Genomic DNA, 25,069 nt, shown 5'->3' with positions numbered 1-25,069 from the left:
TGGTCGTTGGTGGTTGACGGCGTTCGGCGCCGTGTCGCTAGAGCGGTGGCATGGCTCGATCTCCCTGCCGCTCGTCCAGGAACCAGCCGGCGGCGCCGATGACACCTAGCTGGCCGTGCTCGATCAGTCGTACGGGGATCTTCTGCAGGAACGCCTGCATCACCCCCTTGTCCAGAAAGCGCCGGGCGAAGCTGCTGGCGCGCAGGAAGTCGTGGAGCTGCGGCAGGATGCCGCCGGCGAGGAACACGCCGCCGCTGGCGCCGTACAGCATCGCGAGGTCGCCCGCGAAACTGCCCAGCAGCCCGCAGAACACCTGCAGCGTCTCCTCCGCCGCGGCATCGCGGCCGGAGAGCGCCGCACCGGTGATTTCCGCCGGCGTCATCAGCGCCACCGGGCAGCCGCGCAACTCGCACAGCGCGCGGTAGAGGTTGAGCAGGCCGGGGCCGGACAGCGCCTCCTCGTAGGAGACGTGCGTGCGGCCGCGGGCCAGCACGCGCAGGATCTCCATCTCGCGCTCGTTGCCGGGCGCCAGCGAGATCTGGCCGGCCTCGGTGGGCAGCACCTCGGCGCGGTCGCCGCGCGGCAGCAGCACCGCCGAGCCCAGCCCGGTGCCCGGGCCCATCACCAGCACCGGGCCTCGCACCGCCGGCTGCGCGGCGTCGATCACCGGCAGCGTCTCGTCCGCGTCCAGGAAGCGGGTGGCCCAGGCCACCGCCTCGAAATCGTTGATGACGTCCAGCCGGGCGAGGCCCAGCTCGTCGCGCAGCTCGGCTATCGACACCGGCCAGGGCAGGTTCTCGTTGACGATGGCGTCGCCCAGCACCACGCCGGCGCAGGCCACCACGCAATGGCGGATGCCGGCCTGCAGCGCGGCGTGCCCGGTCGAGCCCAGCTGCACCACGAAGTCGCGCAGCAGCGCGCCCAGGCCGGCCCAGTCGCCGCAGGCGTAACGGTGGTAGTGCAGGACCTGGACCGGATGCCGGCGGTCGGCCACGCCCAGCACCAGGGCCACGCGTGCGTGGGTGCCGCCCACGTCGGCCGCGAGGAACGGCTCGCCTCCGGCCGGCGCGCCGCCCGGCGCCACCGGTTGCGGCGACGGCTGGGTGGCATGGCGCTGGCTGGCGAGCTCTCGCACGTGGATTTCCCCTTTGTCCGCTGCGGTCAGCCGGCAGGTGCGCGTTCCCCGCGCCACCCCCGGCAGGCGATGGCCATGGAGTCTGGGAGGCTGATGACAACGTTGTCAAGTGACTGTCCCGGAATTTTCACCAGGCCCACCCGATGCTGCAACATGACCGTTGGCAGGGGGTGCTGAGCGAAAGCGGGACATCGGCTGTAAAGCCCGGTTTTATGCTGCGGTGCGCCAAGGCGCCACGCCGTGCAGGGAGTCGGCGCAGGCGCCGCGCCGCATGCGCGACCGTAGGTTGACAACGTTGTACTTTGCAGCCAATAAAGAACATCCGGCGCTACCCTGTGCCGCATGCAAGGCGGCCGCGAGTGCCGCCCCGGGGAGAGACTTCATGGCAAGCACGCTGACGGCCGCGCCGTCCGACCGCTCGAACATCGGGCCGATGATCATCATCGGCGTGCTGTTCTTCATCTACGGCTTCGTCACCTGGCTCAATGGGCCGCTGACGATCTTCGTGAAGCTCGCCTTCAACCTGGACGACGTCAGCGCGTTCCTGATCCCGGTGGCGTTCTACCTCTCCTATTTCGTGCTGGCGCTGCCGTCGGCCGCGATCCTCAAGCGCACGGGCATGAAGCGCGGCATGGCGCTCGGCCTCTTCGTGATGGCGATCGGCGCGGTGCTGTTCGGCGAGTTCATCAACATCCGCATGTATCACGGCGCGCTGGTCGGGCTGTTCGTGATCGGCGCAGGGTTGTCGCTGCTGCAGACCGCCTCGAACCCGTACATCAGTATTCTCGGGCCGATCGACAGCGCGGCGCAGCGCATCGCCTTCATGGGCATCTGCAACAAGTTCGCCGGTTTTCTTGCGCCGTTCGTGTTCGGCGCGCTGGTGCTTACCGGCATCGAAACGCTCGACCAGCAGGTGAAGGCGGCGCCCACGCCGGCCGCGGCCGATGCGCTGCTCAACAGCTTCGCCGCGCGCGTGTACTGGCCGTACATGGTGATGGCCGCGCTGCTGGTGGTGCTGGCGATCTGGGTGGTGCGTTCGTCGCTGCCGGAGATCAAGCCCGCCGGCGCCAACGACGAGCATGCCATCGGCCACAGCGGCCGCAGCATCTTCAGTTTCCCGCACCTGTGGCTGGGCGTGCTGTGCCTGTTCCTGTACGTGGGCGTGGAGGTGATGGCGGGCGACGCGATCGGCATCTACGGCCAGGGTTTCGGGCTGCCGCTGGATGCGACCAAGCATTTCACCGCATACACCATGTTCGGCATGCTGCTGGGCTACATCGTCGGCCTGCTGCTGATTCCGCGCTTCGTCTCGCAGCAGCGTTACCTGGCGGTGTCGGCGGTGCTGGGCGTGCTGTTCGCGCTGGGCGCGTTCGTCACCCACGGCTACCTGTCGGTGGCTTTCGTGGCCGCGCTGGGCTTCGCCAACGCGATGATGTGGCCGGCGATCTTTCCGCTGGCGATCAAGGGGCTGGGCGGCCACACCGAAGTGGGTTCGGCCTTGCTGGTGATGGGCATCGTGGGCGGCGCGTTGATCCCGCAGGTGTTCGTGCATCTCAAGGAGGTCATCGATTTCCAGCTCGCGTTCCTGCTGGTGATGGCGCCCTGCTACCTGTACATCCTGTACTACGGCTTGCGCGGCCACCGCGTGGGCCAGCATCCGGCAGGCTGAGCAGCCATGCGGCGATCGCGCGCCCGTCCGCTAGACTGTGCTGCGCGGTTGCGCGCCGGCGCGGCCGCGTTGCGGGCCGCGTCGCCATTCGTCGTCCCGTCCCACGGTCTCTGAGGTTTCCGGTTGCGCAGCGCCACGATCAAGGATGTAGCCGAGCAGGCGGGCGTCTCGCTGAAGACGGTTTCGCGCGTCATCAACAACGAGCCCTCGGTGCATGCGCGCACGCGCGAGAAGGTGCAGCGGGCGATCGACGCGCTGGGCTACCGGCCCGACCCTTCCGCGCGCAGCCTGCGCAGCACGCGCGCGTACGCGGTGGGCCTGGTCTACGACAACCCCAACGCGCACTACATCATCAGCATGCAGAGCGGCGTGCTGGCGGCCTGCCGCGCCAGCGGCTACGGCCTGCAGATCCATCCCTGCGACTCCACCTCGCCGCGCCTGGCCGAGGAACTGGTCGCGCTGGCGGCGCATGCGCGACTGGCCGGCCTGGTGCTGGCGCCGCCGATGTCCGAGCAGCCGGAGCTGATCCGCACCCTGGCCGCGGCGAAGATCCCGTTCATGCGCGTCATCTCCGCGCGGAAGGACCCGCAGGACGGTTACCCCTGCGTCTACGTGGACGACCGCGACGCCGCCTACGCGATCACCGAGCACCTGATCCAGCTCGGCCACACCCGCATCGGCTTCCTGTGGGGCGGCCGCGACCACCGCTCCAGCCCCGAGCGCTACCAGGGCTACGAGGACGCGCTGAAGGACTACGGCATCGCGCTGGACCGCAAGCTGATCCTGCCCGGCGACTACTCCTTCGACGACGGTTTCCGCGGCGCGCGCAAGCTGCTCGCGCTGAAGGACCGGCCTACCGCGATCTTCGGCTCCAACGACGAGATCGCCGCCGGCGTGCTCGCCGCCGCGCATTCCGGCGGCATCAGCGTGCCGTGGGAGCTGTCGATCGCCGGCTTCGAGGACAGCCCGTTCTCCAAGCAGTCCTGGCCCGCGCTCACCACCGCGCGCCAGGCCACCGAGGAGATCGCCCGCCGTGCCGCGCAACGCCTGATCGGCAACCTGCAGCGCGCCGCCAACGGCGAGCCGCTGGAGGAAGGCAACGAGGGCTTCAGCCCGGAACTGGTGGTGCGCGGTTCCACCGCGCCGCTGCGCGGCACGCCGACCAAGCGCTGACGCACGCGCTTTTCTCCCTCTCCCCTCCGGGGAGAGGGTCGGGGTGAGGGGCGGGTGCTCGCCGAAAGTTCCTTCTCCCCAAAGGGACGGGGAGCGCCGCGCCCAAGCCTCAGTCGCTGTAATCGGCGACGTAGATCAGCTTTCCGTCGTGCTGGCGAAATTCGCTGCGCCCTTCGAGCGCGATCGACTGCCCCGCGCGCACGCCGTTCGGCAGGTCGACCGCGAAGACGCCTTCGAAGTGGATGCCGGCGTGGGCGGTGTCGCCGTCCTCGTGCCAGGCGGTGATGCTCTGGCGGCGCATGGAGAACAGGTGGCGCGAGCTTTCCGCGAGATGGCCCAGCTCGGCGATGCCCACGGTACGCAAGGCCAGCACGCCGGCGGTGTAGTTCTCGAACACCACCTCGTCCTGCATGGTCGCCAGCATGGCGGGCACGTCCATGCGGTTGTAGGCATCGAGGTAGCGGTCGACCAGGGCGCGCATGGGGAAGAATCCGGCTCGGCAGGACCGGCATTTCAGCACGCGCCCGCCGCACCTGCCAGTTTCCGGCGCGGACGCCGCGTACGCGCGAGACGGCTCGGTGCCAGGTGCTGTGCCCTGCCGCAGGCGCGGCGCCTACGCCCACGCCAGCAGCGCGATCGCCGCCAGCGCCAGCACCAGGCCGGCGAGGTTGGTACGGCTCAGCCGCTCGCGGAACAGCAGCACGCCGGTGAGCGCGCCCAGCACCACCACACCCAGGTTCATGCTGGCGAACACCAGCGCCGGGTGTTGCGGCAGCGCGCGATGGGCGCGCAGGTAGAACAGGATGTTGCCGAAGTTGCACAGGCCCAGCAGCAGGCCGGCCAGCGCGTTGCGCAGCGTGAAGTGCGCGCCGCCGCGCAGGCGCCGTGCAGCCGCCAGCGCGAACGCCACCGGCAACGCCAGCGCAAACATCGCCACCAGCGAGGTGCCCAGCGGCACGCCCGCCGCGGACACGCGCTTGAGCGCAATGTCGATCGTGCCGAATCCGGCGAACACCAGCAGCGGCCACAGCCATTGCGCGGCGCCGCCTTCGCCGCGGGCCTGCCCGCTGCGCCACACCATGCCGAGCAGCGCAAGCAGGCCCAGCGCGCAGCCGAGCACCTTCGTCGCGTCGAGCTTCTCGCCGAACAGCAGGAAGGCCGCCAGCAGCGAGATCAGCAGCGACAGCCGCTGCGCCGCGTCCGAACGCACGATGCCCGCATGCCGCACCGAGGCGCCCAGCGCCAGGAAGATCGTGGGCAGCAGCACGCCCAGCGCCAGCAGCGCCAGCCACGGCGCGTGCGGCTGCAGCAGCGCTTCCGGCGACGGCTGCAGCAGCAGCGCGGCCAGCGCGACCGCCGCGGCGTAGTTCCACGCCACCATCTGGCCGACATCCAGCCCGAAGCGTCGCGCCAGCTTCAGCAGCACGGACACCAGCACGCTGCAGATCGCGCTCGCCAGCACATGGATCATCGAGGGATTCCCGCCCGGAAGGCTTGCGAGCATAGAGCCTGCGCCGTCGTCGTGGGCCACCTGCGCTTCCGCGCTCGCGCCGGCGCCCGTCGCGGCGACTGTTACGATCCCAGCCACCGCCGCTACCGGCGCTTCGACGAACCAGGGGAGTTTCGATGCACAGGGAAAACGCGATGAAGACGAGTCGCCGCATGCTGCTGCCGGCGCTGCTGCTGGCATGCGCGGGTTGCACGGTGGTATCGCCCGATGCGGGCCAGCAGGCCGTGCTGATCGACAAGCCCATCCTGTTCGGACACGGCGGCGTGCGGGCCGAGCCGGTGCTGCCGGGCCGGTCGTACGCCTGGTTCTCCACCCAGAAGATCTACGTGAACATGTTTCCGCAGCAGTACGACGGCAACTTCACCGACCTGATGTCCAGCGACGGCGTGCCGCTGGATTTCCACGCCATCATCCGCCTGCAGGTGGTCGATCCGGTGGCGCTGGTGAAGAACTTCGGCCAGGACTGGTACAAGAACAACGTGGAGCAGGAGTTCTTCAACAAGGTGCGCTCGGCGGTCAAGAAGCACGGCATGAACGAGACCGCGATCCAGACCACCGCGATCGACGAGATCGACGCCGAGGTCAGCCGGGAGATGAGCGGCTACCTGGAACAGAGCAAGCTGCCGGTGCGGCTGGTGAAGATCACCGTGGGCAAGGCCAATCCGCCCGACGCGGTGCGCAACCAGCGCGTGGAAACCGCGCAGCAGGAACAGCGCGTGCTCACCGAGCAGAAGCGCGACCTGGCCGAGCAGGCGCGCAAGGCGGCCGAGCTGAGCCGTGCGGAAGCGGACAACGCCTACCGCGTGGCGATGAACCTCGATCCCGCGCAGTTCGTCGAGATGGAGCGCATCAAGATGCAGTCCTCGGTATGCGCCAACAAGGACGCGAACTGCACCTTCATCGTCGGCGCCCAGCCTGCGCCGGTGGTCAACGCGAAGTAGCGCGGCGGCATGTTGCACGGGCCGGCGTGCAACGTGCGATCGTTGCACGCCAGCCAAGTCGGCGCCGATGGCGGTCGGCCCGCGCGGTTCGCACGGCCTGCCATGCCGGCGCGGAACCAACCGGTGCGAGCCCGGTCTTTGCCAAGGCCAGTTCGCCGTTTGGCGACGCCGCCTGGGGATGGAGCCTCGCAGCATGAATGGACGGAAGCCATCGGCGGAACATGGAGCGCCGCGCCTGCGCTGGATGCGCGTCGCCATGCTGGCGGCGGTGCTGTTGCTCCACCTGGGCTTCCTCGCCTTCCTGCTCGCGCCGTCGCCGGGCTGGCGCTGGTCTGTTGCGCAGACACCGGCTACACCGCCGGATGCGCTCGTCGTGCGTTTGCTTCCGCCGCGAAACAAGCCGGCCGAACCACTCAGGCCAGCCGCACAGCCGCGATCCGCGCCAGCCGCATCCCCGACGCATCGCACTGCACCGGTGGCCCGACCTGCCTACGCGACGGCGCAGGCCACGCCGCCAGCGCCGCCTGCGGCGCCGCGTTCCATCGACAGCCTGGTCGTCACCACGCCCGATTACGTTGCTGGCGGCGGGCAGCTGTCCGGCTCGGATTATGGGCAGCAGAACGTGCGCGTACCCGGCAGCAGCCAGCCGATACGCGGCATGCCGGCGTTCCGCATGGCCGATCCGCGCATGCAGGGCGTCGCAGGCGTGGTGCGCGTTGTCGCCAGCCATTTCGGCGCCATCGATTCGCACTGCCCCAAGATCGAGGCCGTGCAAGGAATGACGGTGCAGGAGCGCCTGGCCAACCACGTCGAAGCCGACGACGCGAAGCTGGAAGCCGAAGCCGCGCGCTACGGCTGCCCCGAGCCGCTGAAGCCGGGCGCCGCGATGTACTACTTCACCCATTGATGCGGGCGCGATGCCGCCAACGGGTCCATATTATGCCCGGGTGTTATTGACAACGCTTTTCACCCGGGCATAATCAGCGCCTGATTTCACCCGGATCAAACCCATGTCCCCGCACGACCTCCCCACCTGCACCGCCTTCGACGGCCACGCGCTGATCGCCTCCGGCCCGCTCGCCGACGTGGCGCTGGCGGTGAAGCGCCTGCTCGACCGGCATCCCGCACGCACGCCAACCATCCTCGACGACGGCACCGGCCAGCCGGTGGAGATCGATTTCCGCGGCAGCGCCGACGAGGTGCTGGGCCGCCTGCAACCCCCCGCGGACAGCGATGCGCCGCGCGGCGCGGGCCGTCCCAGGCTGGGCGTGGTGGCGCGCGAGGTGACCCTGTTGCCGCGCCACTGGTACTGGTTGAACAGCCAGCCGGGCGGCGCATCGGTCACGCTGCGCAAGCTGGTGGAGGATGCGCGGCGCAACGGCAGCGCGAAGGACCGCGCGCGCCTGGCCGGTGAAGCCGCCGACCGTTTCATGAGCGTGGTGGCCGGCGACCTCGCGGGCTACGAGGAAGCCTCGCGCGCGCTGTGGCGCGGCGATCGCGACGCCTTCAACCGCCACACCCGCGGCTGGCCGAAGGACGTGCGCGAGCACGCGCGCCGGCTCGCCGCTATCGCCCGCGACGCCCAGGCCGACGCCGGTTGATCAGCGCGTGCGCAGCGCCGCCGCCTCGCGCGCGAGCTGCTCGATGCCGGCCCAGTCGCCGGCCACGAGCTTGTCCTTCGGCGTGAGCCAGGAGCCGCCCACGCAGGCCACGTTGGGCAGGGCGAGGAAGTCGGGCGCGCTGGCGAGGCCGATGCCGCCGGTGGGACAGAAGCGGATCTGCGGCAGCGGGCTGGCCCAGGCGGCCAGCAGCTTCGCGCCGCCCACCGGCACGGCGGGAAACAGCTTGAGGTGCTTGTAGCCGCGTTCCAGCAGGCTCATCGCCTCGCCCGCGGTGGCGACGCCGGGCAGCAGGGGCAGCGCGCTGGCATCGGCGGCGTCGAGCAGTTTCGGCGAGACGCCCGGCGACACCGCGAAGCGCGCACCGGCGGCACGCGCCGCTTCGAGCTGCTGGGCGTCGAGCACGGTGCCCACGCCCACCACGGCGCCTTCCACTTCGGCGGCGATGGCGCGGATCGCGTCCAGCGCGGCCGGCGTGCGCAGCGTCACCTCGATGCTGGGGATGCCGCCGGCGACCAGGGCGCGCGCCATCGGCACGGCGTGGGCCACGTCGTCGATGATCACCACCGGCACCACCGGGGCGAGTGCGAGGATTTCGGCGAGTACGGTCTGCTTGTGGTCTTGGCTGTTCATGGGCTTGATGTTGATGGGGAAGGTGCCCTTCGACTGCGGCCCTGCGGGCCTGCGCTCAGGGCGAACGGTGGGAAGGGATTCAGGCGTCGGCGGCGTGGTGGCGGTCGTGCCGGGCGAAGATGGTGGCGCCGGCGTCGGCCGCGCCCACCGCGTTGCGCAGGCTGGCGAACAGTTCGCGGCCCATGCCGACGTGGTGCGCGGAGAGATCGGCGTGCACCTGTTCGCGTGCGGCCCACTCGGCGGCATCCACCTTCGCTTCCAGCGTGCCGGCGATGACGTCCAGCCGTACCACGTCGCCGTCGCGCAGCTTGCCCAGCGGTCCGGCGTCGACCGCTTCGGGGGTGACGTGGATCGCCGCGGGAATCTTGCCGGAGGCGCCGGACATGCGGCCGTCGGTGACCAGCGCCACGCGGTGGCCACGCGCCTGCAGCACGCCCAGCACCGGGGTGAGCTTGTGCAGTTCGGGCATGCCGATCGCCTTCGGTCCCTGGAAGCGCACCACGGCCACGAAATCGCGGTTCAGCTCGCCGCGGTCGAACGCGGCCTGCACCTCGTTCTGCTCGTGGAAGATCACCGCGGGCGCCTCGATCACCAGGCGGTCGCCGGGCACCGAGGACACCTTGATCACCGCGCGGCCGAGGTTGCCCTGCAGCACGCGCAGGCCGCCGTCGGCGCGGAACGGTTCGCTCGCCGGGCGCAGCACGTCGAGGTTGCCGCTGGCGGCGACGTCGTTCCATGCGAGCTTGCCGTCCGCGTCCAGCGCGGGCATCTTGCGGTAGGCGTCCAGCCCCTTGCCCCACACCGTGTGCGCGTCGCCGTGCAGCAGGCCGGCGTCGATCAGCGAGCCGATCAGGAAGGGCATGCCGCCCGCCTCGTGGAAGTGGTTCACGTCGGCGTGGCCGTTCGGATACACGCGCGCCATCAGCGGCACCACGCCGGACAGCGCGTCGAAATCCTCCAGCGTGAGCGTGATGCCGGCCGCATGCGCCATCGCCACCAGGTGCAGCAGGTGGTTGGTGGAGCCGCCGGTGGCGTGCAGGCCCACCACGCCGTTGACCACGCTGCGCTCGTCGAACATGCGGCCCAGCGGGGTGTATTCGTCGCCCTGCGCGGTGAGCGCGGCGGCGCGGCGCACCGCGGCCTCGGTCAGCGCGTCGCGCAGCGGCGTGTTCGGGTTGACGAAGCTGGCGCCCGGCAGGTGCAGGCCCATGATCTCCATCAGCATCTGGTTGGAGTTCGCGGTGCCGTAGAAGGTGCAGGTGCCGGGCGCGTGGTAGGAGGCCGCCTCGGCTTCCAGCAGTTCGTCGCGCGTGGCCTTGCCTTCGGCGTAGCGCTGGCGCACCGCGGTCTTGGCGTCGTTGCTGATGCCGCTGGGCATCGGGCCTGCGGGCACGAACATCGCGGGCAGGTGGCCGAAGCTCAGCGCGCCGATCATCAGGCCCGGCACGATCTTGTCGCAGATGCCGAGGAACAGCGCGGCGTCGAACATGTCGTGCGACAGCGCCACCGCGGTGGCCATCGCGATCACTTCGCGCGAGAACAGGCTCAGCTCCATGCCGGCACGCCCCTGGGTGACGCCGTCGCACATCGCCGGCACGCCGCCGGCCACCTGTGCGGTGACGCCGGCCTCGCGCGCCACGCGGCGGATCAGCTCGGGATAGTGCTCGTACGGCTGGTGCGCCGAGAGCATGTCGTTGTACGCGGTGACGATGCCGAGGTTGGGCACGCTGCCCGCGCGCAGCGCGGCCTTGTCGTCGGCGCCGCAGGCGGCGAAGCCGTGCGCGAGGTTGCCGCAGGACAGCCGGCGCCGGTGCGGACCTTCGCCGCGTGCGGCGTCGATGCGCGCGAGGTAGGCGCTGCGCGATGCGCGGCTGCGCTCGGCGATGCGGGCGGTGACTTCGGCGAGGATGGGGTGGAGAGGCATGGCACGGTTCCGGGAATCAACAAACGGAGCGGGACAGCGGGCCATCGATGGCCCGCCGCGAAACAGGCGCTGCGCGCCTGCTTCGGCGGAGCCTGCGCCGGGCTGCGCCCGGCACAGGCGAGCCAAAAACGGGCAGGAGCCCGTTTTTGACATCAGGCACGGCGCTCCGGCTCTGGAGCACCCTGCCTGCAGGGAGGTTCAAGAACACCAATACACCGCCAGCGGCACGCGATCCTGCTGCACAACAGCGCTCACGGGATAATGCTTCGCTTCCGCCAACCCCAGCCGCACATCCGCCAGCAGGTCGCGCTTCTTCTCGCCGGTCACCAGCAGGTACAGCGCGCGGGTGTCCAGCAGCACGGGCAGGGTGAGCGTGATGCGCGGCTCGCCGGCGCCGGGCGCCTGCATCGGCAGCACTTTCGCGCTGCCCTGCGGGTCCAGCGCCTCGGCCAGATGGTCGCCGCCGGGGAAGAACGAGGCGGTGTGGCCGTCGTCGCCCATGCCCAGCACCACCACGTCGAACGGCGCGGGCAGCGCGGCGATGCGCGCCTCGGCTTCGGCCTGCCCCGCTTCCGGCGTGGCCGCGCCGGTGTACAGCGGCACGAAGCGGGCGGCGCGGGCGGCATGCTGCAGCAACGTGGCTTGCACCAGCCCCGCGTTGGAGCGCGCGTCGGTGTCCGGCACCCAGCGTTCGTCGACCAGGGTGACGGTGACCTTGGCCCAGTCCAGCGCCTCGCGCGCCAGGCGCGCGAAGAAATCCTTCGGCGTGGTGCCGCCGGAGACCGCGATCACGGCCTGGCCGCGCGCCGCGATGCCATCGCGCAACTGCGCGGCGACGCGTTCGGCCAGCGCCGCGGCCTGTGCGCCGCATTGGGTGAAGCTGTGCGTGGTCACGTTGGACATGGCGGCTTACTCGCTGTCCTCGTGCCAGGTGCGGCCGTCGCGCTCGATCAGCGCCACCGACGCGCTGGGGCCCCAGCTGCCGGAAGCGTAGGGACGCGGCGGTTCGCCGCCGGCGGCCCAGGCGGCGAGGATGGGATCGGCCCAGCGCCAGGCCGCCTCGACCTCGTCGCGGCGCATGAACAGGGTGGGATTGCCGCGCACCACGTCCAGCAGCAGGCGCTCGTAGGCGTCGGGCTGCGCCACGCCGAAGGCTTCGGCGAAGCTCATGTCCAGCGGCACGTGGCGCAGGCGCAGGCCGCCCGGGCCTGGGTCCTTGATGGTCAGCCACAGCTTCACGCCCTCGTCCGGCTGCAGGCGCAGCACCAGGCGGTTCTGCGCCAGGTGGCCGGCGCTGGCGCCGAAGATCGAATGCGGCACCGGCTTGAACGCCACCACGATCTCGGACACGCGCTCGGGCAGGCGCTTGCCGGTGCGCAGGTAGAACGGCACGCCGGCCCAGCGCCAGTTCTCGATCTCGGCCTTCACCGCCACGAAGGTCTCGGTGTCCGACTTCGCGCCGTCCAGCTCGTCCGGATAGCCCGGCACCGACTGGCCCTCGGCCACGCCGGCGCGGTACTGGCCGCGCACGGTGAGCTGGCTCGCGTTGCTTTCGTCGATGGTCTTCAGCGAGCGCAGCACCTTGAGCTTCTCGTCGCGCACCGAGTCGGGCGTGAGCGAGGCGGGCGGCTCCATCGCCACCATGCACAGCAGCTGCAGCAGGTGGTTCTGCACCATGTCGCGCAGCGCGCCGGCGCGGTCGTAGTAGCCGGCGCGGCGGCCCAGGCCCAGCGTTTCGGCCACGGTGATCTGCACGTGGTCGATGTGGCTGGCGTTCCACAGCGGTTCGAACAGCGCGTTGCCGAAGCGCAGCGCCAGCAGGTTCTGCACCGTTTCCTTGCCGAGGTAATGGTCGATGCGGTAGGTCTGCGACTCGGCGAACACCTTGCCGACCGCGTCGTTGATGCGGTTCGCGCTGGCGAGGTCGCGGCCGATCGGCTTCTCCAGCACCACGCGCGAGCCCTCGCCGTTCAGGCCGCACTGGCCCAGCCGGCGGCAGATGTCCTCGAACAGCTCGGGCGAGGTGGAGAGGTAGAACACGCGGACGTGCTCCGGCTGCTCCTTGATCAGCGCGGCGAACGCCTCCCAGCCCTCGTCCTTGCGCGCATCCAGCGGGCGGTAGCCCACCTGCTGCAGGAAGGCGTCGAGCCTGGCGGGGTCGGCGCCGTTGCCGGCCAGCGACTCGCGCAGCAGCTTGCGGTAGCCGGCATCGTCCAGCGGCTCGCGGGCCACGCCGATGATGCGGCTGCCGGCGGGGATCTGGCCGTCCGCATAGCGGTGGAACAGGGCCGGCAGCAGCTTGCGCAGGGCGAGATCGCCGGTGCCGCCGAAGATCACCAGGTCGAAGCTGTCGACCGTCTGGAAAGTAGCCGTCACGCAATCACCTCGTTACGGGGGTGGGCGGGCCGGGGGAGTCGGCCCGTTCGGCAACGATAGTACCAGTGAAATACCAGAGCAAGCATGTGTCTGCATACGAATTCATCTGCTGTCCGGATGTCACTGCGGTGACGGGATTTCGTCGTCGTGGAGGAAAAGTGAAGGCGGTCCGCTTGCGGCCAATGGTTTGCTATTGGTATCTTCTGCATATGGAAACCGCCCTGGCCCGCGAATACCGCCGCATCTGCCGCGACCCCACCAGCCACCAGCCGCTGGCCTACCTGCGGCTGCGCCACGCGATCCGCAACGTGGTGGAGCAGCGGGCGATCGAGCCGGGCCAGGCGCTGCCCAGCGAGCGCGACCTGTCGCAGGCGCTGAAGCTGTCGCGCGTCACCGTGCGCAAGGCGATCGCCGGCCTGGTCGAGGAAGGCCTGCTCACCCAGCGCCACGGCGCCGGCACCTTCATCGCCGAGCGCATCGTCAAGCCGATGTCGCGGCTGTCCAGCTTCACCGAGGACCTGCGCGACCGCGGCCTGCACCCGCGCTCGGAATTCTTCGAGCGCAGCGTGGGCGAGGTGACGCCGGAAGAGGCGATGGCGATGAACCTGTCGCCCGGCTCGCTGGTGGCGCGGCTGCACCGCGTGCGCTACGGCCAGGACGAACCGCTGGCGATCGAGCGCAGCGTGGTGCCGGCCAGCGTGCTGCCCGATCCCATGCTGGTGCGCGATTCGCTGTACGAGGTGCTGGAGTCGCTGGGTTGCCGCCCCAAGCGCGCACTGCAGCGCCTGCGCGCGGTGTCGCTGGGCCCGCAGCACGCGCGCCTGCTGCACGTGGCTCCCGGCAGCGCCGGCCTCAACATCGAGCGGCGCAGCTTCCTGGACGACGGCCGCGTGGTCGAGTTCACCTGCTCCTGGTACCGCGGCGACATCTACGACTTCGTGGCCGAGCTGCACGCGGACTGACGCGCGCCGGCCGTACCCGTTCCCCTCCGCCGTGGACGGCGGGTTCCACTGCGAAAGAGAGTCCCCATGCAAGCCAGCGACACCTTGATGTACCGCGAAGCGCACGAATCCGCCGACGTGGTGGCGCGTCAGTTCACCGCCAACGAGGGCGTGGTGGGCGCGCTTGCCGCCGAGCTGCGGGCGCAGCCGCCGCGCTTCATCGTCACCTGTGCGCGCGGCAGCTCCGACCACGCCGCGGCCTATGCGAAGTACGTGTTCGAGACCCAGCTCGGCATCGTCACCGCCTCGGCGTCGCCGTCGGTCACCTCGGTGTACGCGGCGCCGCAACGCTGGGAGGGCGCGCTGTTCATCGCGATCTCGCAGTCGGGCAAGAGCCCCGACCTGGTGCGCAACGCGCAGGCCGCGAAAACCGCCGGCGCGCGCGTGGTGGCGATGGTCAACGTGGAGGATTCGCCGCTGGCCGCGATCGCCGATACGGTGATTCCGCTGCACGCCGGTCCGGAACGCAGCGTCGCCGCCACCAAGAGCTACGTCGCCGCGCTGGCCGCGATCCTGCACCTGTGCGCGCGCTGGCACGGCGACGCCAAGCTGCTCGCCGCGCTGGAGGCCCTGCCCGGGGCGCTGCGCAAGGGCTGGGACGCGGACTGGTCGCCGCTGGTCGACGGCCTCGCCAACGCGCACAACCTGTTCGTGGTGGGTCGCGGCTTCGGCTTCGCGGCCGCGCTGGAAGCGGCGCTGAAGTTCAAGGAAACCTGCGGCCTGCACGCGGAGGCGTTCAGCGCCGCCGAGGTGAAGCACGGCCCGATGGCCCTGGTCGGCCCGGACTTCCCGGTGCTGTGCTTCGCCCAGGACGACGGCACGCTGGAAAGCACGCTGGCCGTGGCGAACGAATTCCGCAGCCGCGGCGCGCACGTGCTGGTGGCCGCGCCGGGCCTTGCCGGCGAAGGCTTCCTGCCGCTTGCCTCCGGCCTGCCGGCGATCTGCACGCCGCTGCTGACCATCCAGAGCTTCTACCGCGCCGCCAGCGCGCTGGCGCTGCGCCGCGGTTTCAACCCCGACGTGCCGCCGCACCTCAACAAGGTCACCGAGACCGTCTGACCTGCTTTCCTCCTCCCCCTGCAAGGCAGGGGGAGGCCGGGAGGGGGTACCCCACCCCAGCCCTCCCCTGCCAACAGGGGAGGGAGCAAATCCGTTCCTCGTTCCCATCCAGGCATCCGCCATGACCACTGCCCTCACCCACGCCCGCGTCCTCACTGCCCACGGTTGGCGCGACGATCTCGCTGTGCTCGTCGAGGGCGAACGCATCGCCGCGCTGCTGCCCGGCGACCACGCCGCCGTGCGCGCCGCGCAGGTGCAGGACTTGGGCGGTGCGCTGCTGGTGCCCGGCTTCATCGACGTGCAGGTGAACGGCGGCGGCGGCGCGCTGTTCAACGCCGCGCCCACGGTCGCGACGATCCGCACCATCGGCGCCGCGCATCGCAAGTTCGGCACCACGGGTTTCCTGCCTACCCTGATCAGCGACAGCACCGAGGTGATGCGCGCCGCGCTGGCCGCGGTGGAGCAGGCGTTCGACGAAGGCGTGCCGGGCCTGCTCGGCGTCCACCTGGAAGGCCCGTACCTCGCGCCCGAGCGCAAGGGCGTGCACGACCCGAAATGGTTCCACGTGCCGGGCGAGGAGGAACTCGCCATGCTCTGCGCGCCGCATCGCGGCGTGCGGCTGGTCACGCTGGCGCCGGAGCGCGTGCCGCACGAGATCATCGCGCGGCTGGCCGCCGCGGGCGTGATCGTCAACGCGGGCCACACCGCGGCAGACCACGCCACCATCCGCGCCGTGCTCGCCGCCGGCGTGCGCGGCTTCACCCACCTGTTCAATGCGATGACGCCGCTCGGCAGCCGCGAGCCCGGCGTGGTGGGCGCGGCGCTGGACGATCCCGGCAGCTGGTGCGGCATCATCGTCGACGGCCACCACGTGCATCCCGCCAGCCTGCGCAACGCCGTCGCCGCCAAGCCGCGCGGCAAGACGCTGCTGGTCACCGACGCGATGCCGCCGGTGGGTGCGGACGACCCAAGCTACGTGCTCAACGGCGAAACCATCATCGCGAAGGACGGCATCTGCCAGACCGCGAACGGCGTGCTCGCCGGTTCCGCGCTGGACATGGCCGGCGCCGTGCGCAACACCGTCGACCTGCTTGGCCTGCCGCTGGACGAGGCGGTGCGCATGGCCAGCACCTATCCCGCCGATTTCCTGGGCCTGGGCGCCAGCCACGGCCGCATCGCGGTGGGCTACCGCGCCGACCTGGTCGTGATGGATGCCGATTGCCGCGTGCGGCGGAGCTGGATAGGCGGCAGCGCTGTCTGAGCGCTGCGCCGCCGCGCCGCAGGCCGGCACATTGCCGCGTATGGCCATCCAAAGTTAAACTTTCCTTGTTCAGGTGTCCCGACGGCCGTCGCCCGAGGGATGAAACGGGAAGCCGGTGCGTGGTCCTGCCACCATTCCGGCGCTGCCCCCGCAACGGTAGGCGAGCACATGCGCGGCCAACGCCACTGAGCCCAAGGCTCGGGAAGGCGCCACGCAGGACGATGGAGAAATCGTCGCTCGCAAGCCCGGAGACCGGCCCGGACATGACTGCTGGCTCGCGGTGGGCGAGGCTGGACAGACGCGTCCGGCCTTGCCGTACCTGCCTGCTTCCGCCTTCCCCGTTCCCGCTTGCCGGCCCGTTGAACGCTATGTGCCGCGCGGGTGTGCGGCCGAGGAACGAGACGTGAAGAAGACCCTGCTGGCCGCGGCGCTGCTGTGCTGCCTACCCGCCGCCCACGCCGCCGACCAGAACGACGCGAGCACGTTGAACCCGGTGATCGTCACTGCCACGCGCACGCCGATCACCGCGGACGACGCGCTGTCCTCGGTCAGCGTGATCACCCGCGCCGACATCGAGCGCCTGCAGCCGCTGTCGGTGCAGGACCTGCTCACCGGCCTGCCGGGCATCAACTTCGCGCAGAGCGGCGGCCTCGGCCAACTGGGCACGCTGTTCCTGCGCGGCACCAATTCCACCCACACCCTGGTGCTGGTGGACGGCATCCGCATCGGCTCGGCCACCGCCGGCTTCGCCCGGCTGGAACAGATCCCGGTGGAGCAGATCGAGCGCATCGAGATCGTGCGCGGCCCGCGTTCCAGCCTGTACGGCTCCGACGCGATCGGCGGCGTGATCCAGATCTTCACCCGCCACGGCCAGCCGAACGGCGGCCTCGCGCCCTCGCTCAGCGTGACCGCGGGCAGCCACGGCCTGGCCGGCGCCAGCGCGGGCATCTCCGGCGGCGACGCGCACGCCTGGTACAACCTCAGCCTGGGCGGCCAGTACACCAGCGGCTTCCCCGCCTGCCGCATGGGCGCGGCCGAGGCGATGGCCGGCTGCTTCGCCGACGATCCGCGCAACGACGCGTTCCGCAACTGGAACGGCGCCCTCAACGCCGGCTACCGCTGGAACAACGGCGCCGAGCTCGCGGGCGACTGGCTGCGCAGCAAGAGCTTCGTGGAATACGCGGGCAGCCCCTACGGCAGCAACCGCGCGGTCAACGAGCAGCGCGTGGCCGGCGCGCGCCTGAGCTTCTCGCCGCTGGAAGCGTGGAAGGTGACGCTGAACGCGGGCCAGGGCAAGGACCTTGCCACCACCTACTACCAGGGCAGCTACTACGGCCAGTACTACCCGCTGCAGCAGACCGGCTACGCCAACTCGCGCCGCAACCAGGCCTCGTGGCAGAACGACGTCGCGCTGGCCGCGAACCAGCTGCTGACCGTGGGCGCGGACTGGCAGCAGGACCACGTGGACAGCAGCACCGCCTACCTCGAAAGCCGCCGCAGCGACACCGGCGTGTTCGCGCAATACCAGGGCACGTTCGGCCGCAACGAGCTGCAGGCCTCGGTGCGTCGCGACCACGACAGCCAGTTCGGCAACCACAGCACCGGCGCGCTGGCCTGGGGCTACGCGTTCGACCACGGCCTGCGCCTGTCCGCCAGCTACGGCAGCGCGTTCCACGCGCCCACCTTCAACGACCTGTACTACCCGCCGTTCTTCGGCACGCCCTCGGCCAATCCCGAGCTGAAGCCGGAAACCTCGCACAGCACCGAGCTGGGCCTGCAGCAGCAGCTGGCCGGCTGGCACTGGGCGGTGAACGCGTACGAGACGCGCATCAACCGGATGATCGTGCTCGACCCGGCGCAGAACTACGTGCCGTTCAACATCAGCCGCGCCCGCATCCGCGGCGTGGAAGGCCAGCTCGGCGCCACGCTGGCCGGCTGGCAGGTGCAGGGCTACCTCACCCTGCAGCAGCCGAAGAACGACGACGGCGGCGCCGACAACGGCAAGCTGCTGCCGCGCCGCCCCGAGCGCACCGCGCGCCTGGACATCGACCGCCGCTTCGGCGCGTTCGGCGTGGGCAGCACCTGGTACCTCGCGGGCCACAGCTACGACGACGTCGCCAACACGCACCGCCTGGGCGGCTACGGCACGCTGGCGCTGCGCGCGAACTGGCAGTTCGCGCCGGACTGGCAGGTGGAAGGAAAGCTCGCCAACGCCTTCGGTCACCACTATGAAACGGTCTGGTACTACAACCAGCCGGGGCGGACTTGGATGTTGACCTTGCGGTATAGGCCGACGGCGCGTTGAGTTTCGGCGGGCCAGGGATGGCCTGCGGTGTTGCGTCGGATGCTGGCATCCAGAGCGGTTTCGTGCGCCCGTTGGGCGCGCGAGCTACTTCTCTTTTGCTTGTCCAAAAGAGAAGTAGCCAAGAGAAAACGACACCCCGCGGCGGCGCTTGCCGGGCATCCATGCCCGGCAAGTGCGTGAGTCGCGGCCGGGCTTTTCGAGCGGGCCTCCTGCCCGCGCGAAAAGGCGAGGCCGTCGTGGCCTCGCCCGCTGCGCGGCCTGATCGTCCACGACTCACCGCCGCCGAGGGGCCCCGGAAAAGCAGGCGCGCATCGTGCGCGCCAGAAGCAACGGCAACAGCAACAGCAACAGCAACAGCAACAGCAACAGCGACAGCGACAGCGACAGCGACAGCGACAGCGACAGCGACAGCGAAGCGTCGCGAGATCGCCGCGCTTCGCTTTTGATTTTGCTCGTCATCCCTGCGAAAGCAGGGATCCAGTGCCTGTAAGTCACGAAACACAACGGCACTGGATTCCTGCTTTCGCAGGAATGACGAGCAGGTAGTCGATTAATCAGACCATCCTTGGCTCTGCCGTTGCTTCTGCGCGCCGGGAGCGCGCTGCTTTACCGGGGCCCCTATGGCGCGGCGGGTGGGTGAAGGAAAGTCCGCAGGATGGCCGGCAGGGATGCCGGCCAGTTTTTCGCCAGCACAGGATGTGCTGTCGAAAAACCCCGTAACCCGCCCGCGCACCCGGAAGGCAGGATGCCTGGAGGGCGCGCCATCGGGGTGCCATTTCTCTTTGGTTCCTTTCTCTTTGGGCACGCAAAGAGAAAGGAACTCGGGCGTCCGAAGGACGCACGAAACCGCTCTGGAACTTCGTGGAAACACGACAACTCATCACCCGAATCCACTCTCGCTCGCGCAAACAACAAAACCACAAGCGAGGGAAACAAACCCTGTCTTTCGGCAGGGCCCCCCTAAAGGCACATCCGCGCCGCCCCCGCGTGGGGCATAAAGAGGGCATGACCGGGAACCCGTGCATGCGCCTGCAGGTCGCATGTGTTCGCGTGCCATGCCTGCGCGCCACGGAGGACACCTGAACATCTTCGCCCCCATGATCCGCCGCCCTGTCGGCACTTCGCTGCTGGCGATGGGGCTGGCGATTGCCGGATTCTGGGCGTACCTGCTGCTGGGCGTGGCGGCGTTCCCGTCGATGGAATTCCCGTTCATGGCGGTGTACGTGCAGTTGCCGGGGGCGAGCGCGCAGACCATGGCGAACACCGTGGTGGCTCCGCTGGAACGGCACCTGGGGCGTCTTCCCGGGGTGGCGCACATGTTCTCCAATTCCATCGAGGGGAACGGGCAGATCTCGCTGCAGCTGAACTTCGGCCGCAGTCCGGACAAGATGGCGCGCGACGTGCAGGCGGCGATCAACGCGGCGCTGCCGGACCTGCCGCAGCTGCCCAGCCCGCCGGCGTATTTCAAGGCGGACAGTTCGCAGATCCCGATCCTGCTGGTGTCGCTGACCTCGACCAGCCTGCCGCCGGACAAGCTCTACGACCTCACCGACACGCTGCTGAAGCCAGCGGTGGCGCAGATACCCGGGGTGGGCCTGGTGGATGTGGGCGGCGGCGCGCCGCATGCGGTGCGGGTGGCGCTGAACACCGCGGCGCTGGCGCATGCCGGCATCACCGCGAACGACGTGGCGAACGCGCTGCGCGCGGCGAACGTCACCTCGCCGCAGGGTTCGCTGGGCAGCGGCGCCACCCAGATGACGGTGACCGCGAACGATTCGCTGCACAGCGCCCATGATTTCGCCCGGCTGGTGATCGCCAGCCGCAAGGGCGTGCCGGTGCGCCTGTCCGACGTCGCGGCGGTCACCGATGGGCAGCAGGACAAGTACGCCGCGGCCTGGTTCAACGAGCATCGCGCGGTGGTGCTGCGCATCACCAAGCGGCCGGAGGCGAATGCGGTGGCCACGGTGCAGGCGATCCGGGCGCGGCTGCCCGAGCTGCGCAACCTGCTGCCGGCCGACGTGAAGATCACCCCGATCTTCGACCTCACGCCCACCACGCTGTCGGCGCTGCACGAGGTGGAGGTGGCGCTGCTGATGAGCATCGTGATGGTGGCGGTGGTGATGCTGGTGTTCCTGCGCCGCCGGCGGCCCACGATCATCGCGATGTTCAGCGTGCCGCTGTCGCTGGCCGGCGCGTTCATCACGATGTGGCTGCTCGGCTTCACGCTGAACATCTTCTCGCTGGTGGCGCTGGTGCTGTGCGTGGGCTTCGTGGTGGACGATGCGATCGTGGTGATCGAGAACATCGTGCGGCACATGGAGAAGGGCATGCCGGCGCTGGAGGCGTCGCTCACCGGCGTGCGCGAGATCGGCTTCACGGTGGTCTCGATCACGCTGTCGCTGATCGCGGTGTTCGGGCCGATGGTATTCGGCAACAACATGTTCATCGTGATGCTGCGCGAGTTCTCGGTGACCCTGATCGCCACCATCGTGATCTCCGCGCTGGTCTCGCTCACGCTCACGCCGGCGCTGTGCGGCAGCTGGCTGGCCGGCGACGACATGCAGGCCGCGCGCCAGCCGGGCCGGCTGGAACGCTGGGCCGAGCGTTTCGACCGCGGCTTCCTGCGCGTCTACGAGCGCGGCCTGGACTGGGCGATGCGCCATCGCCGGCTGATGCGCTGGCAACCGCTCATCCTGCTGGGGCTGACGATCGGCCTGGCGATGCTGGTGGTGAAGACCGCCGGCGGCGGCCTGATGCCGCGGGAGGACACCGGCCTGATCGACGCCGAGATCACCGCCGCCCCGAACACCTCGCCGGCGCGGATGATGAAGCGCACCCGGGACGTGGCGGCGCAGATCCAGGCCGACCCGGCGGTGCTCGACGTCACCGCGTGGTCGGGCGGCGACAGCGGCGCCACGGCGAACCAGGCCAGCCTGTTCATCGACCTCAAGCCGCTGGGCGACCAGCCGGGCGAACGGCGCGATTCCGTGGACAAGGTGGTGGAGCGGCTGGGCAAGAAGTTCAAGGACGTGGCCGACCTCGACGTGTCGCTCAGCGCGTCGCAGTTCATCAGCGGCGATGGCGGCGGAGGCGGCGGCGCGGGGCAGTATTCGTTCCAGCTCAGCAGTCTGGACGGCGCGCCGCTGCAGCAGCCCACGCTGAACCTGGAGCGCGTGATGCGCGGCATGAAGCAGTTCCGCAACGTCACCTCCAGCTTCGACGGCATCGGCAAGCAGCAGTTGCTGGCGGTGGACCGCGAAGCGGCGGCGCGCCTGCACGTCAGCATGGCGGCGATCGATTCGGCGCTGTACGACGGCTTCGGCCAGAACCAGATCTCCACGATCTATTCCGACATCAACCAGTACCGCGTGGTGCTGACCTCGGACAAGGCCGACACGCTGAGCCCGGAGGCGCTGCTCAACACCTACGTGCGCAACGGCAAGGGCGCCATGATCCCGCTGTCCGCGGTGGCGCACATCCGGCCGAACATCGCGCCGGTGAGCGTGCGCCACTACGACCAGATCGAGTCGGGCTCGATCAGCTACAACCTGGCCGACGGCGTGACCCAGGCGGAAGGGGTGAAGCTGGTGGACCAGGCGATGTTCGCCGCGCACCTGCCGGCCGGCGTGCAGAAGAAATACACCGGCCAGAACCAGAACATGATGGAGGCGCTGACCAACTCGCTGCTGCTGTTGCTCGCGGTGATAGGCGCGATGTACGTGGTGCTGGGCATCCTGTACGAGAGCCTGATCCACCCGTTGACCATCCTGTCCACGCTGCCGGCGGCGGGCGCGGGCGCGTTCCTGGCCATGCTGCTCACCCACACCCAGCTCACCATGATGTCGGTGATCGCAGTGCTGATGCTGATCGGCATCGTGAAGAAGAACGCGATCCTGATGGTGGACTTCGCCCTGGTCGCCGAGCGCGAGCACGGCATGGATGCGCCGGCGGCGATCCGCGAGGCGGCGCTGGTGCGCTTCCGCCCGATCACCATGACCACGCTGGTGGCGATGGGCGCGGCGCTGCCGCTGGCGGTGGGCTTCGGCGCCGGCTCCGAGATGCGCCAGCCGCTGGGCATCGCGATCCTGGGCGGCCTGTTCGTCTCGCAGCTGCTGACGCTGCTGAGCACGCCGGCGATCTACCTGTGGCAGCACGACCGCCGCGGGCGCAAGGCGAAGCGCAAGGCATTGCGCGAGGAGATCCGCCGCCAGCGCCTGCTGGCGCAGCAGGTGCCGGCGCTGCCGGAGTGAGCGCGGCGGCCGCATTCCCTGCCTTTCGGCAGGGCCCCCCTTCAGGCACATACGCCGCGCCGCCGCATAGGGCATAAAGGGCGCAATGATCGGGAACCCTGGCATGCCCCTGTCGGTCGGCGGTGTTCTCCTGCCATGCTTGCGCGCCAAGGAGGACACGTGAACATCTTCGGCCCCATGATCCGACGACCCGTCGGCACCTCGCTGCTGGCGATCGGCCTGGCCATCGCCGGTCTCTGGGCGTACCTGCTGCTGGGCGTGGCGGCGCTGCCGTCGATCGAGTTCCCCGGCGTGGTGGTGTTCGCCTCGGCGCCCGGCGCCAACGCGCAGACCATGGCGAACACCGTGATGGCGCCGCTGGAGCGGCACCTGGGGCGCATCCCGGGCGTGAAGCAGATGTTCTCCAACGCCAGCGAGGGCGGCGCGCAGATCCAGATCCTGTTCGACATGAGCCGCAACGCGGACCAGGCCGCGCGCGACGTGCAGCAGGCGATCAACGCGGCGATGCCGGACCTGCCCTCCGGGCTGCCGCCGCCGCAGTACTTCAAGTTCGACACCTCGCAGATCCCCATCCTGCTGGTGGCGGTCACCTCCAGCAGCCTGTCGCCGGACAAGCTCTACGACCTCAGCGACACGCTGCTGCAGCCCGCGGTGGCGCAGGTGCCCGGCGTGGCCCAAGTGCAGGTGGGCGGCTCGCCGCACGCGGTGCGGGTGGCGCTGAACAGCGCCGCGATGGCGCACGTGGGCATCACCGCGAACGACGTGGCGAACGCGCTGCGCGCGGCCAACGTCACCGCGCCGCAGGGCACGCTCAGCAGCGGCGACCTCCAGCTCACCGTGAGCGCGAACGATTCCCTGCACAGCGTGGCCGATTTCGCCAAACTGGTGGTCGCCAGCCGCAAGGGCGTGCCGGTGCGGCTGGCCGACGTGGCCACCGTCACCGGCGGCCAGCAGGACCGCTACGCCGCGGCCTGGTTCAACGACCAGCGCGCGGTGCTGCTGCAGATCAGCAAGCGGCCGGAGGCGAATTCGGTGGCCACGGTGGAGGCGATCCTGGCCCGGCTGCCGGAGCTGCACAAGCTGCTGCCGGCGGACGTGGAGATCCGCCCGATCTTCGACCTCACCGCCACCACCAAGTCCGCGCTGCACGAAGTGAACGTGGCGCTGCTGATGAGCGTGGTGATGGTGGCGCTGGTGATGCTGGTGTTCCTGCGCCGGACCCGGCCCACGGTGATCGCGATGTTCAGCGTGCCGCTGTCGCTGGCCGGCGCGTTCGTGCTGATGTGGGCGATGGGTTTCACGCTGAACACGCTGTCGCTGGTGGCGCTGGTGCTGTGCGTGGGCTTCGTGGTGGACGACGCGATCGTGGTGATCGAGAACATCGTGCGCCACATGGAGGACGGCATGCCGGCGCTGGAGGCGTCGCTCACCGGCGTGCGCGAGATCGGCTTCACGGTGGTCTCGATCACGCTGTCGCTGATCGCGGTGTTCGGGCCGATGGTGTTCGGCAACAACATGTTCACCATGCTGATGCGCGAGTTCTCGGTCACGCTGATCGCCACCATCGTGATCTCGGCGCTGGTCTCGCTCACGCTCACGCCCGCCTTGTGCGGGCGCTGGCTGGCGCACGAGCGCAGCGCGGCGGAGCGCCCGCCGCCGGGCCGGCTGGAGCGCTGGGCCGAGCGCTTCGACCAGGGCTTCCTGCGCCTGTACGAGCGCTGGCTGGACTGGGCGATGAAGCATCGCCGCCTGATGCGCTGGCAGCCGCCCATCCTGCTGGTGCTGACCATCGCGCTGGCCGTGCTGGTGGGCATGACCGCCGGCGGCGGCCTGATGCCCAAGGAAGACATCGGCCTGCTGCAGGCCCAGGTCCGGGCCGACGCCAACATCTCGCCCACCCAGATGGCGGTGCGCACCAAGGCGATCACCGAGGCGGTGCGCGCCGATCCCACGGTGCTCGACGTCACCACCATCCTGGGCGGCAACAACAACAGCGGCGCCGTGGGCAACCGCTCCACCCTGTTCATCGACCTCAAGCCGCGCGGCCGCGGCAAGGACGACCGCCACGAAACCGCGCAGCAGGTCGTCGACCGGCTGTCCGCGCAGTTCAAGACCGTGGCCGACCTGAACGTGTCGCTGACGCCGGTGCAGTTCATGGGCGGCGGCGGGGGCGGCGGGGGCGGCGGCGGTCCGCAGTTCACCGTGCACCTCAC

The 25,069-nt window shown here is 70.0% G+C and carries 19 protein-coding genes and 1 riboswitch; of the genes, 11 read left to right on the top strand and 8 right to left on the bottom strand.

Annotation, left to right across the window (positions count from 1 at the left end):
• Nucleotides 1–37: 37 nt before the first annotated feature.
• Complete coding sequence (gene glk, locus PCA_RS01000; RefSeq protein WP_343204387.1) at nucleotides 38–1,084, bottom strand: glucokinase; 1,047 nt, start codon at nucleotides 1,082–1,084, stop codon at nucleotides 38–40.
• Between the two features lie 433 nt (nucleotides 1,085–1,517).
• Here glk and PCA_RS00995 point away from each other — a divergent pair, with 433 nt between their 5' ends.
• Nucleotides 1,518–2,804 (top strand): sugar MFS transporter, encoded by a 1,287-nt coding sequence (locus PCA_RS00995; protein ID WP_181300255.1) that lies wholly within the window; start codon nucleotides 1,518–1,520, stop codon nucleotides 2,802–2,804.
• 123 nt (nucleotides 2,805–2,927) lie between these two features.
• Complete coding sequence (locus PCA_RS00990; protein WP_181300254.1) at nucleotides 2,928–3,977, top strand: LacI family DNA-binding transcriptional regulator; 1,050 nt, start codon at nucleotides 2,928–2,930, stop codon at nucleotides 3,975–3,977.
• 109 nt (nucleotides 3,978–4,086) lie between these two features.
• On the opposite strand, the gene PCA_RS00985 is transcribed toward PCA_RS00990, so the two are convergent.
• Together PCA_RS00985 and PCA_RS00980 are read right to left on the bottom strand one after the other, a co-directional pair.
• Nucleotides 4,087–4,458, bottom strand: coding sequence for a nuclear transport factor 2 family protein (locus PCA_RS00985; protein WP_181300253.1), 372 nt, complete (start codon nucleotides 4,456–4,458; stop codon nucleotides 4,087–4,089).
• 132 nt (nucleotides 4,459–4,590) lie between these two features.
• Nucleotides 4,591–5,448: an EamA family transporter gene (locus PCA_RS00980; protein WP_181300252.1), complete on the bottom strand. Its 858-nt coding sequence runs from the start codon at nucleotides 5,446–5,448 to the stop codon at nucleotides 4,591–4,593.
• Between the two features lie 173 nt (nucleotides 5,449–5,621).
• Between PCA_RS00980 and PCA_RS00975 the strand changes: the two genes are divergently transcribed.
• The 3 genes from PCA_RS00975 to PCA_RS00965 all read left to right on the top strand — a co-directional run bounded on the left by PCA_RS00975 (nucleotide 5,622) and on the right by PCA_RS00965 (nucleotide 8,029).
• Entirely contained in the window at nucleotides 5,622–6,428 is an 807-nt protein-coding gene (locus tag PCA_RS00975) for an SPFH domain-containing protein (RefSeq protein WP_181300251.1), read from the top strand.
• A gap of 256 nt (nucleotides 6,429–6,684) precedes the next feature.
• Nucleotides 6,685–7,335: a hypothetical protein gene (locus PCA_RS00970; protein WP_181300250.1), complete on the top strand. Its 651-nt coding sequence runs from the start codon at nucleotides 6,685–6,687 to the stop codon at nucleotides 7,333–7,335.
• 103 nt (nucleotides 7,336–7,438) lie between these two features.
• Nucleotides 7,439–8,029: a DUF2239 family protein gene (locus tag PCA_RS00965; protein ID WP_181300249.1), complete on the top strand. Its 591-nt coding sequence runs from the start codon at nucleotides 7,439–7,441 to the stop codon at nucleotides 8,027–8,029.
• Here the strand turns inward: PCA_RS00965 and eda are convergent, their stop codons facing one another.
• The 4 genes from eda to zwf form a co-directional block, all read right to left on the bottom strand.
• Nucleotides 8,030–8,680 carry a bifunctional 4-hydroxy-2-oxoglutarate aldolase/2-dehydro-3-deoxy-phosphogluconate aldolase gene (eda, locus tag PCA_RS00960; protein WP_181300248.1) on the bottom strand — a complete coding sequence of 217 codons (651 nt, stop codon included), beginning with the start codon at nucleotides 8,678–8,680 and terminating at the stop codon, nucleotides 8,030–8,032. It lies immediately after the preceding gene.
• A gap of 79 nt (nucleotides 8,681–8,759) precedes the next feature.
• Complete coding sequence (gene edd, locus PCA_RS00955; RefSeq protein ID WP_181300247.1) at nucleotides 8,760–10,604, bottom strand: phosphogluconate dehydratase; 1,845 nt, start codon at nucleotides 10,602–10,604, stop codon at nucleotides 8,760–8,762.
• Nucleotides 10,605–10,802: 198 nt separating this feature from the next.
• Nucleotides 10,803–11,507, bottom strand: coding sequence for a 6-phosphogluconolactonase (gene pgl, locus PCA_RS00950; protein ID WP_181300246.1), 705 nt, complete (start codon nucleotides 11,505–11,507; stop codon nucleotides 10,803–10,805).
• Between the two features lie 6 nt (nucleotides 11,508–11,513).
• Complete coding sequence (gene zwf, locus PCA_RS00945; RefSeq protein ID WP_181300245.1) at nucleotides 11,514–12,980, bottom strand: glucose-6-phosphate dehydrogenase; 1,467 nt, start codon at nucleotides 12,978–12,980, stop codon at nucleotides 11,514–11,516.
• Nucleotides 12,981–13,189: 209 nt separating this feature from the next.
• Here zwf and PCA_RS00940 point away from each other — a divergent pair, with 209 nt between their 5' ends.
• The 4 genes from PCA_RS00940 to btuB all read left to right on the top strand — a co-directional run bounded on the left by PCA_RS00940 (nucleotide 13,190) and on the right by btuB (nucleotide 18,606).
• Entirely contained in the window at nucleotides 13,190–13,942 is a 753-nt protein-coding gene (locus PCA_RS00940) for a GntR family transcriptional regulator (RefSeq protein ID WP_181300244.1), read from the top strand.
• Nucleotides 13,943–14,008: 66 nt separating this feature from the next.
• The gene (locus tag PCA_RS00935; RefSeq protein ID WP_181300243.1) at nucleotides 14,009–15,040 is read left to right on the top strand and encodes an SIS domain-containing protein; all 1,032 of its coding nucleotides are present in this window, start codon (nucleotides 14,009–14,011) and stop codon (nucleotides 15,038–15,040) included.
• A gap of 121 nt (nucleotides 15,041–15,161) precedes the next feature.
• Nucleotides 15,162–16,301, top strand: a complete 1,140-nt coding sequence (nagA, locus tag PCA_RS00930; RefSeq protein WP_181300242.1) for an N-acetylglucosamine-6-phosphate deacetylase — start codon at nucleotides 15,162–15,164, stop codon at nucleotides 16,299–16,301.
• A gap of 54 nt (nucleotides 16,302–16,355) precedes the next feature.
• A riboswitch (cobalamin riboswitch) is annotated at nucleotides 16,356–16,577 on the top strand.
• A 127-nt stretch (nucleotides 16,578–16,704) separates the two neighbouring features.
• On the top strand, nucleotides 16,705–18,606 hold the full coding sequence (btuB, locus tag PCA_RS00925; protein WP_181300241.1) for a TonB-dependent vitamin B12 receptor: 1,902 nt from the start codon (nucleotides 16,705–16,707) through the stop codon (nucleotides 18,604–18,606).
• Nucleotides 18,607–18,879: 273 nt separating this feature from the next.
• Here the strand turns inward: btuB and PCA_RS00920 are convergent, their stop codons facing one another.
• Nucleotides 18,880–19,065, bottom strand: a complete 186-nt coding sequence (locus tag PCA_RS00920) for a hypothetical protein (RefSeq protein ID WP_181300240.1) — start codon at nucleotides 19,063–19,065, stop codon at nucleotides 18,880–18,882.
• Nucleotides 19,066–19,685: 620 nt separating this feature from the next.
• Here PCA_RS00920 and PCA_RS00915 point away from each other — a divergent pair.
• Complete coding sequence (locus PCA_RS00915; protein WP_181300281.1) at nucleotides 19,686–22,856, top strand: efflux RND transporter permease subunit; 3,171 nt, start codon at nucleotides 19,686–19,688, stop codon at nucleotides 22,854–22,856.
• 159 nt (nucleotides 22,857–23,015) lie between these two features.
• Nucleotides 23,016–25,069 (top strand): efflux RND transporter permease subunit (locus tag PCA_RS00910; RefSeq protein WP_181300239.1); only part of this gene is annotated, 2,054 nt, incomplete at its 3' end.

Origin of the sequence: Rhodanobacter sp. PCA2 (assembly GCF_013620825.1) — a bacterium.
Classification (GTDB): domain Bacteria; phylum Pseudomonadota; class Gammaproteobacteria; order Xanthomonadales; family Rhodanobacteraceae; genus Rhodanobacter_A.
Note: the sequence above shows the minus strand (reverse complement) of the source record. Positions and strands in the feature narration are given on the sequence as shown.

Coding starts and splice junctions, on each gene's coding strand:
- PCA_RS00975 (WP_181300251.1), top strand. CDS start 5,622: ATGAAGACGAGTCGCCGCATGCTGCTGCCGGCGCTGCTGCTGGCATGC.
- PCA_RS00940 (WP_181300244.1), top strand. CDS start 13,190: ATGGAAACCGCCCTGGCCCGCGAATACCGCCGCATCTGCCGCGACCCC.
- eda (WP_181300248.1), bottom strand. CDS start 8,680: ATGAACAGCCAAGACCACAAGCAGACCGTACTCGCCGAAATCCTCGCA.
- PCA_RS00980 (WP_181300252.1), bottom strand. CDS start 5,448: ATGATCCATGTGCTGGCGAGCGCGATCTGCAGCGTGCTGGTGTCCGTG.
- PCA_RS00995 (WP_181300255.1), top strand. CDS start 1,518: ATGGCAAGCACGCTGACGGCCGCGCCGTCCGACCGCTCGAACATCGGG.
- PCA_RS00920 (WP_181300240.1), bottom strand. CDS start 19,065: ATGACGAGCAAAATCAAAAGCGAAGCGCGGCGATCTCGCGACGCTTCG.
- PCA_RS00985 (WP_181300253.1), bottom strand. CDS start 4,458: ATGCGCGCCCTGGTCGACCGCTACCTCGATGCCTACAACCGCATGGAC.
- edd (WP_181300247.1), bottom strand. CDS start 10,604: ATGCCTCTCCACCCCATCCTCGCCGAAGTCACCGCCCGCATCGCCGAG.
- PCA_RS00965 (WP_181300249.1), top strand. CDS start 7,439: ATGTCCCCGCACGACCTCCCCACCTGCACCGCCTTCGACGGCCACGCG.
- PCA_RS00935 (WP_181300243.1), top strand. CDS start 14,009: ATGCAAGCCAGCGACACCTTGATGTACCGCGAAGCGCACGAATCCGCC.
- nagA (WP_181300242.1), top strand. CDS start 15,162: ATGACCACTGCCCTCACCCACGCCCGCGTCCTCACTGCCCACGGTTGG.
- pgl (WP_181300246.1), bottom strand. CDS start 11,507: ATGTCCAACGTGACCACGCACAGCTTCACCCAATGCGGCGCACAGGCC.
- PCA_RS00970 (WP_181300250.1), top strand. CDS start 6,685: ATGCTGGCGGCGGTGCTGTTGCTCCACCTGGGCTTCCTCGCCTTCCTG.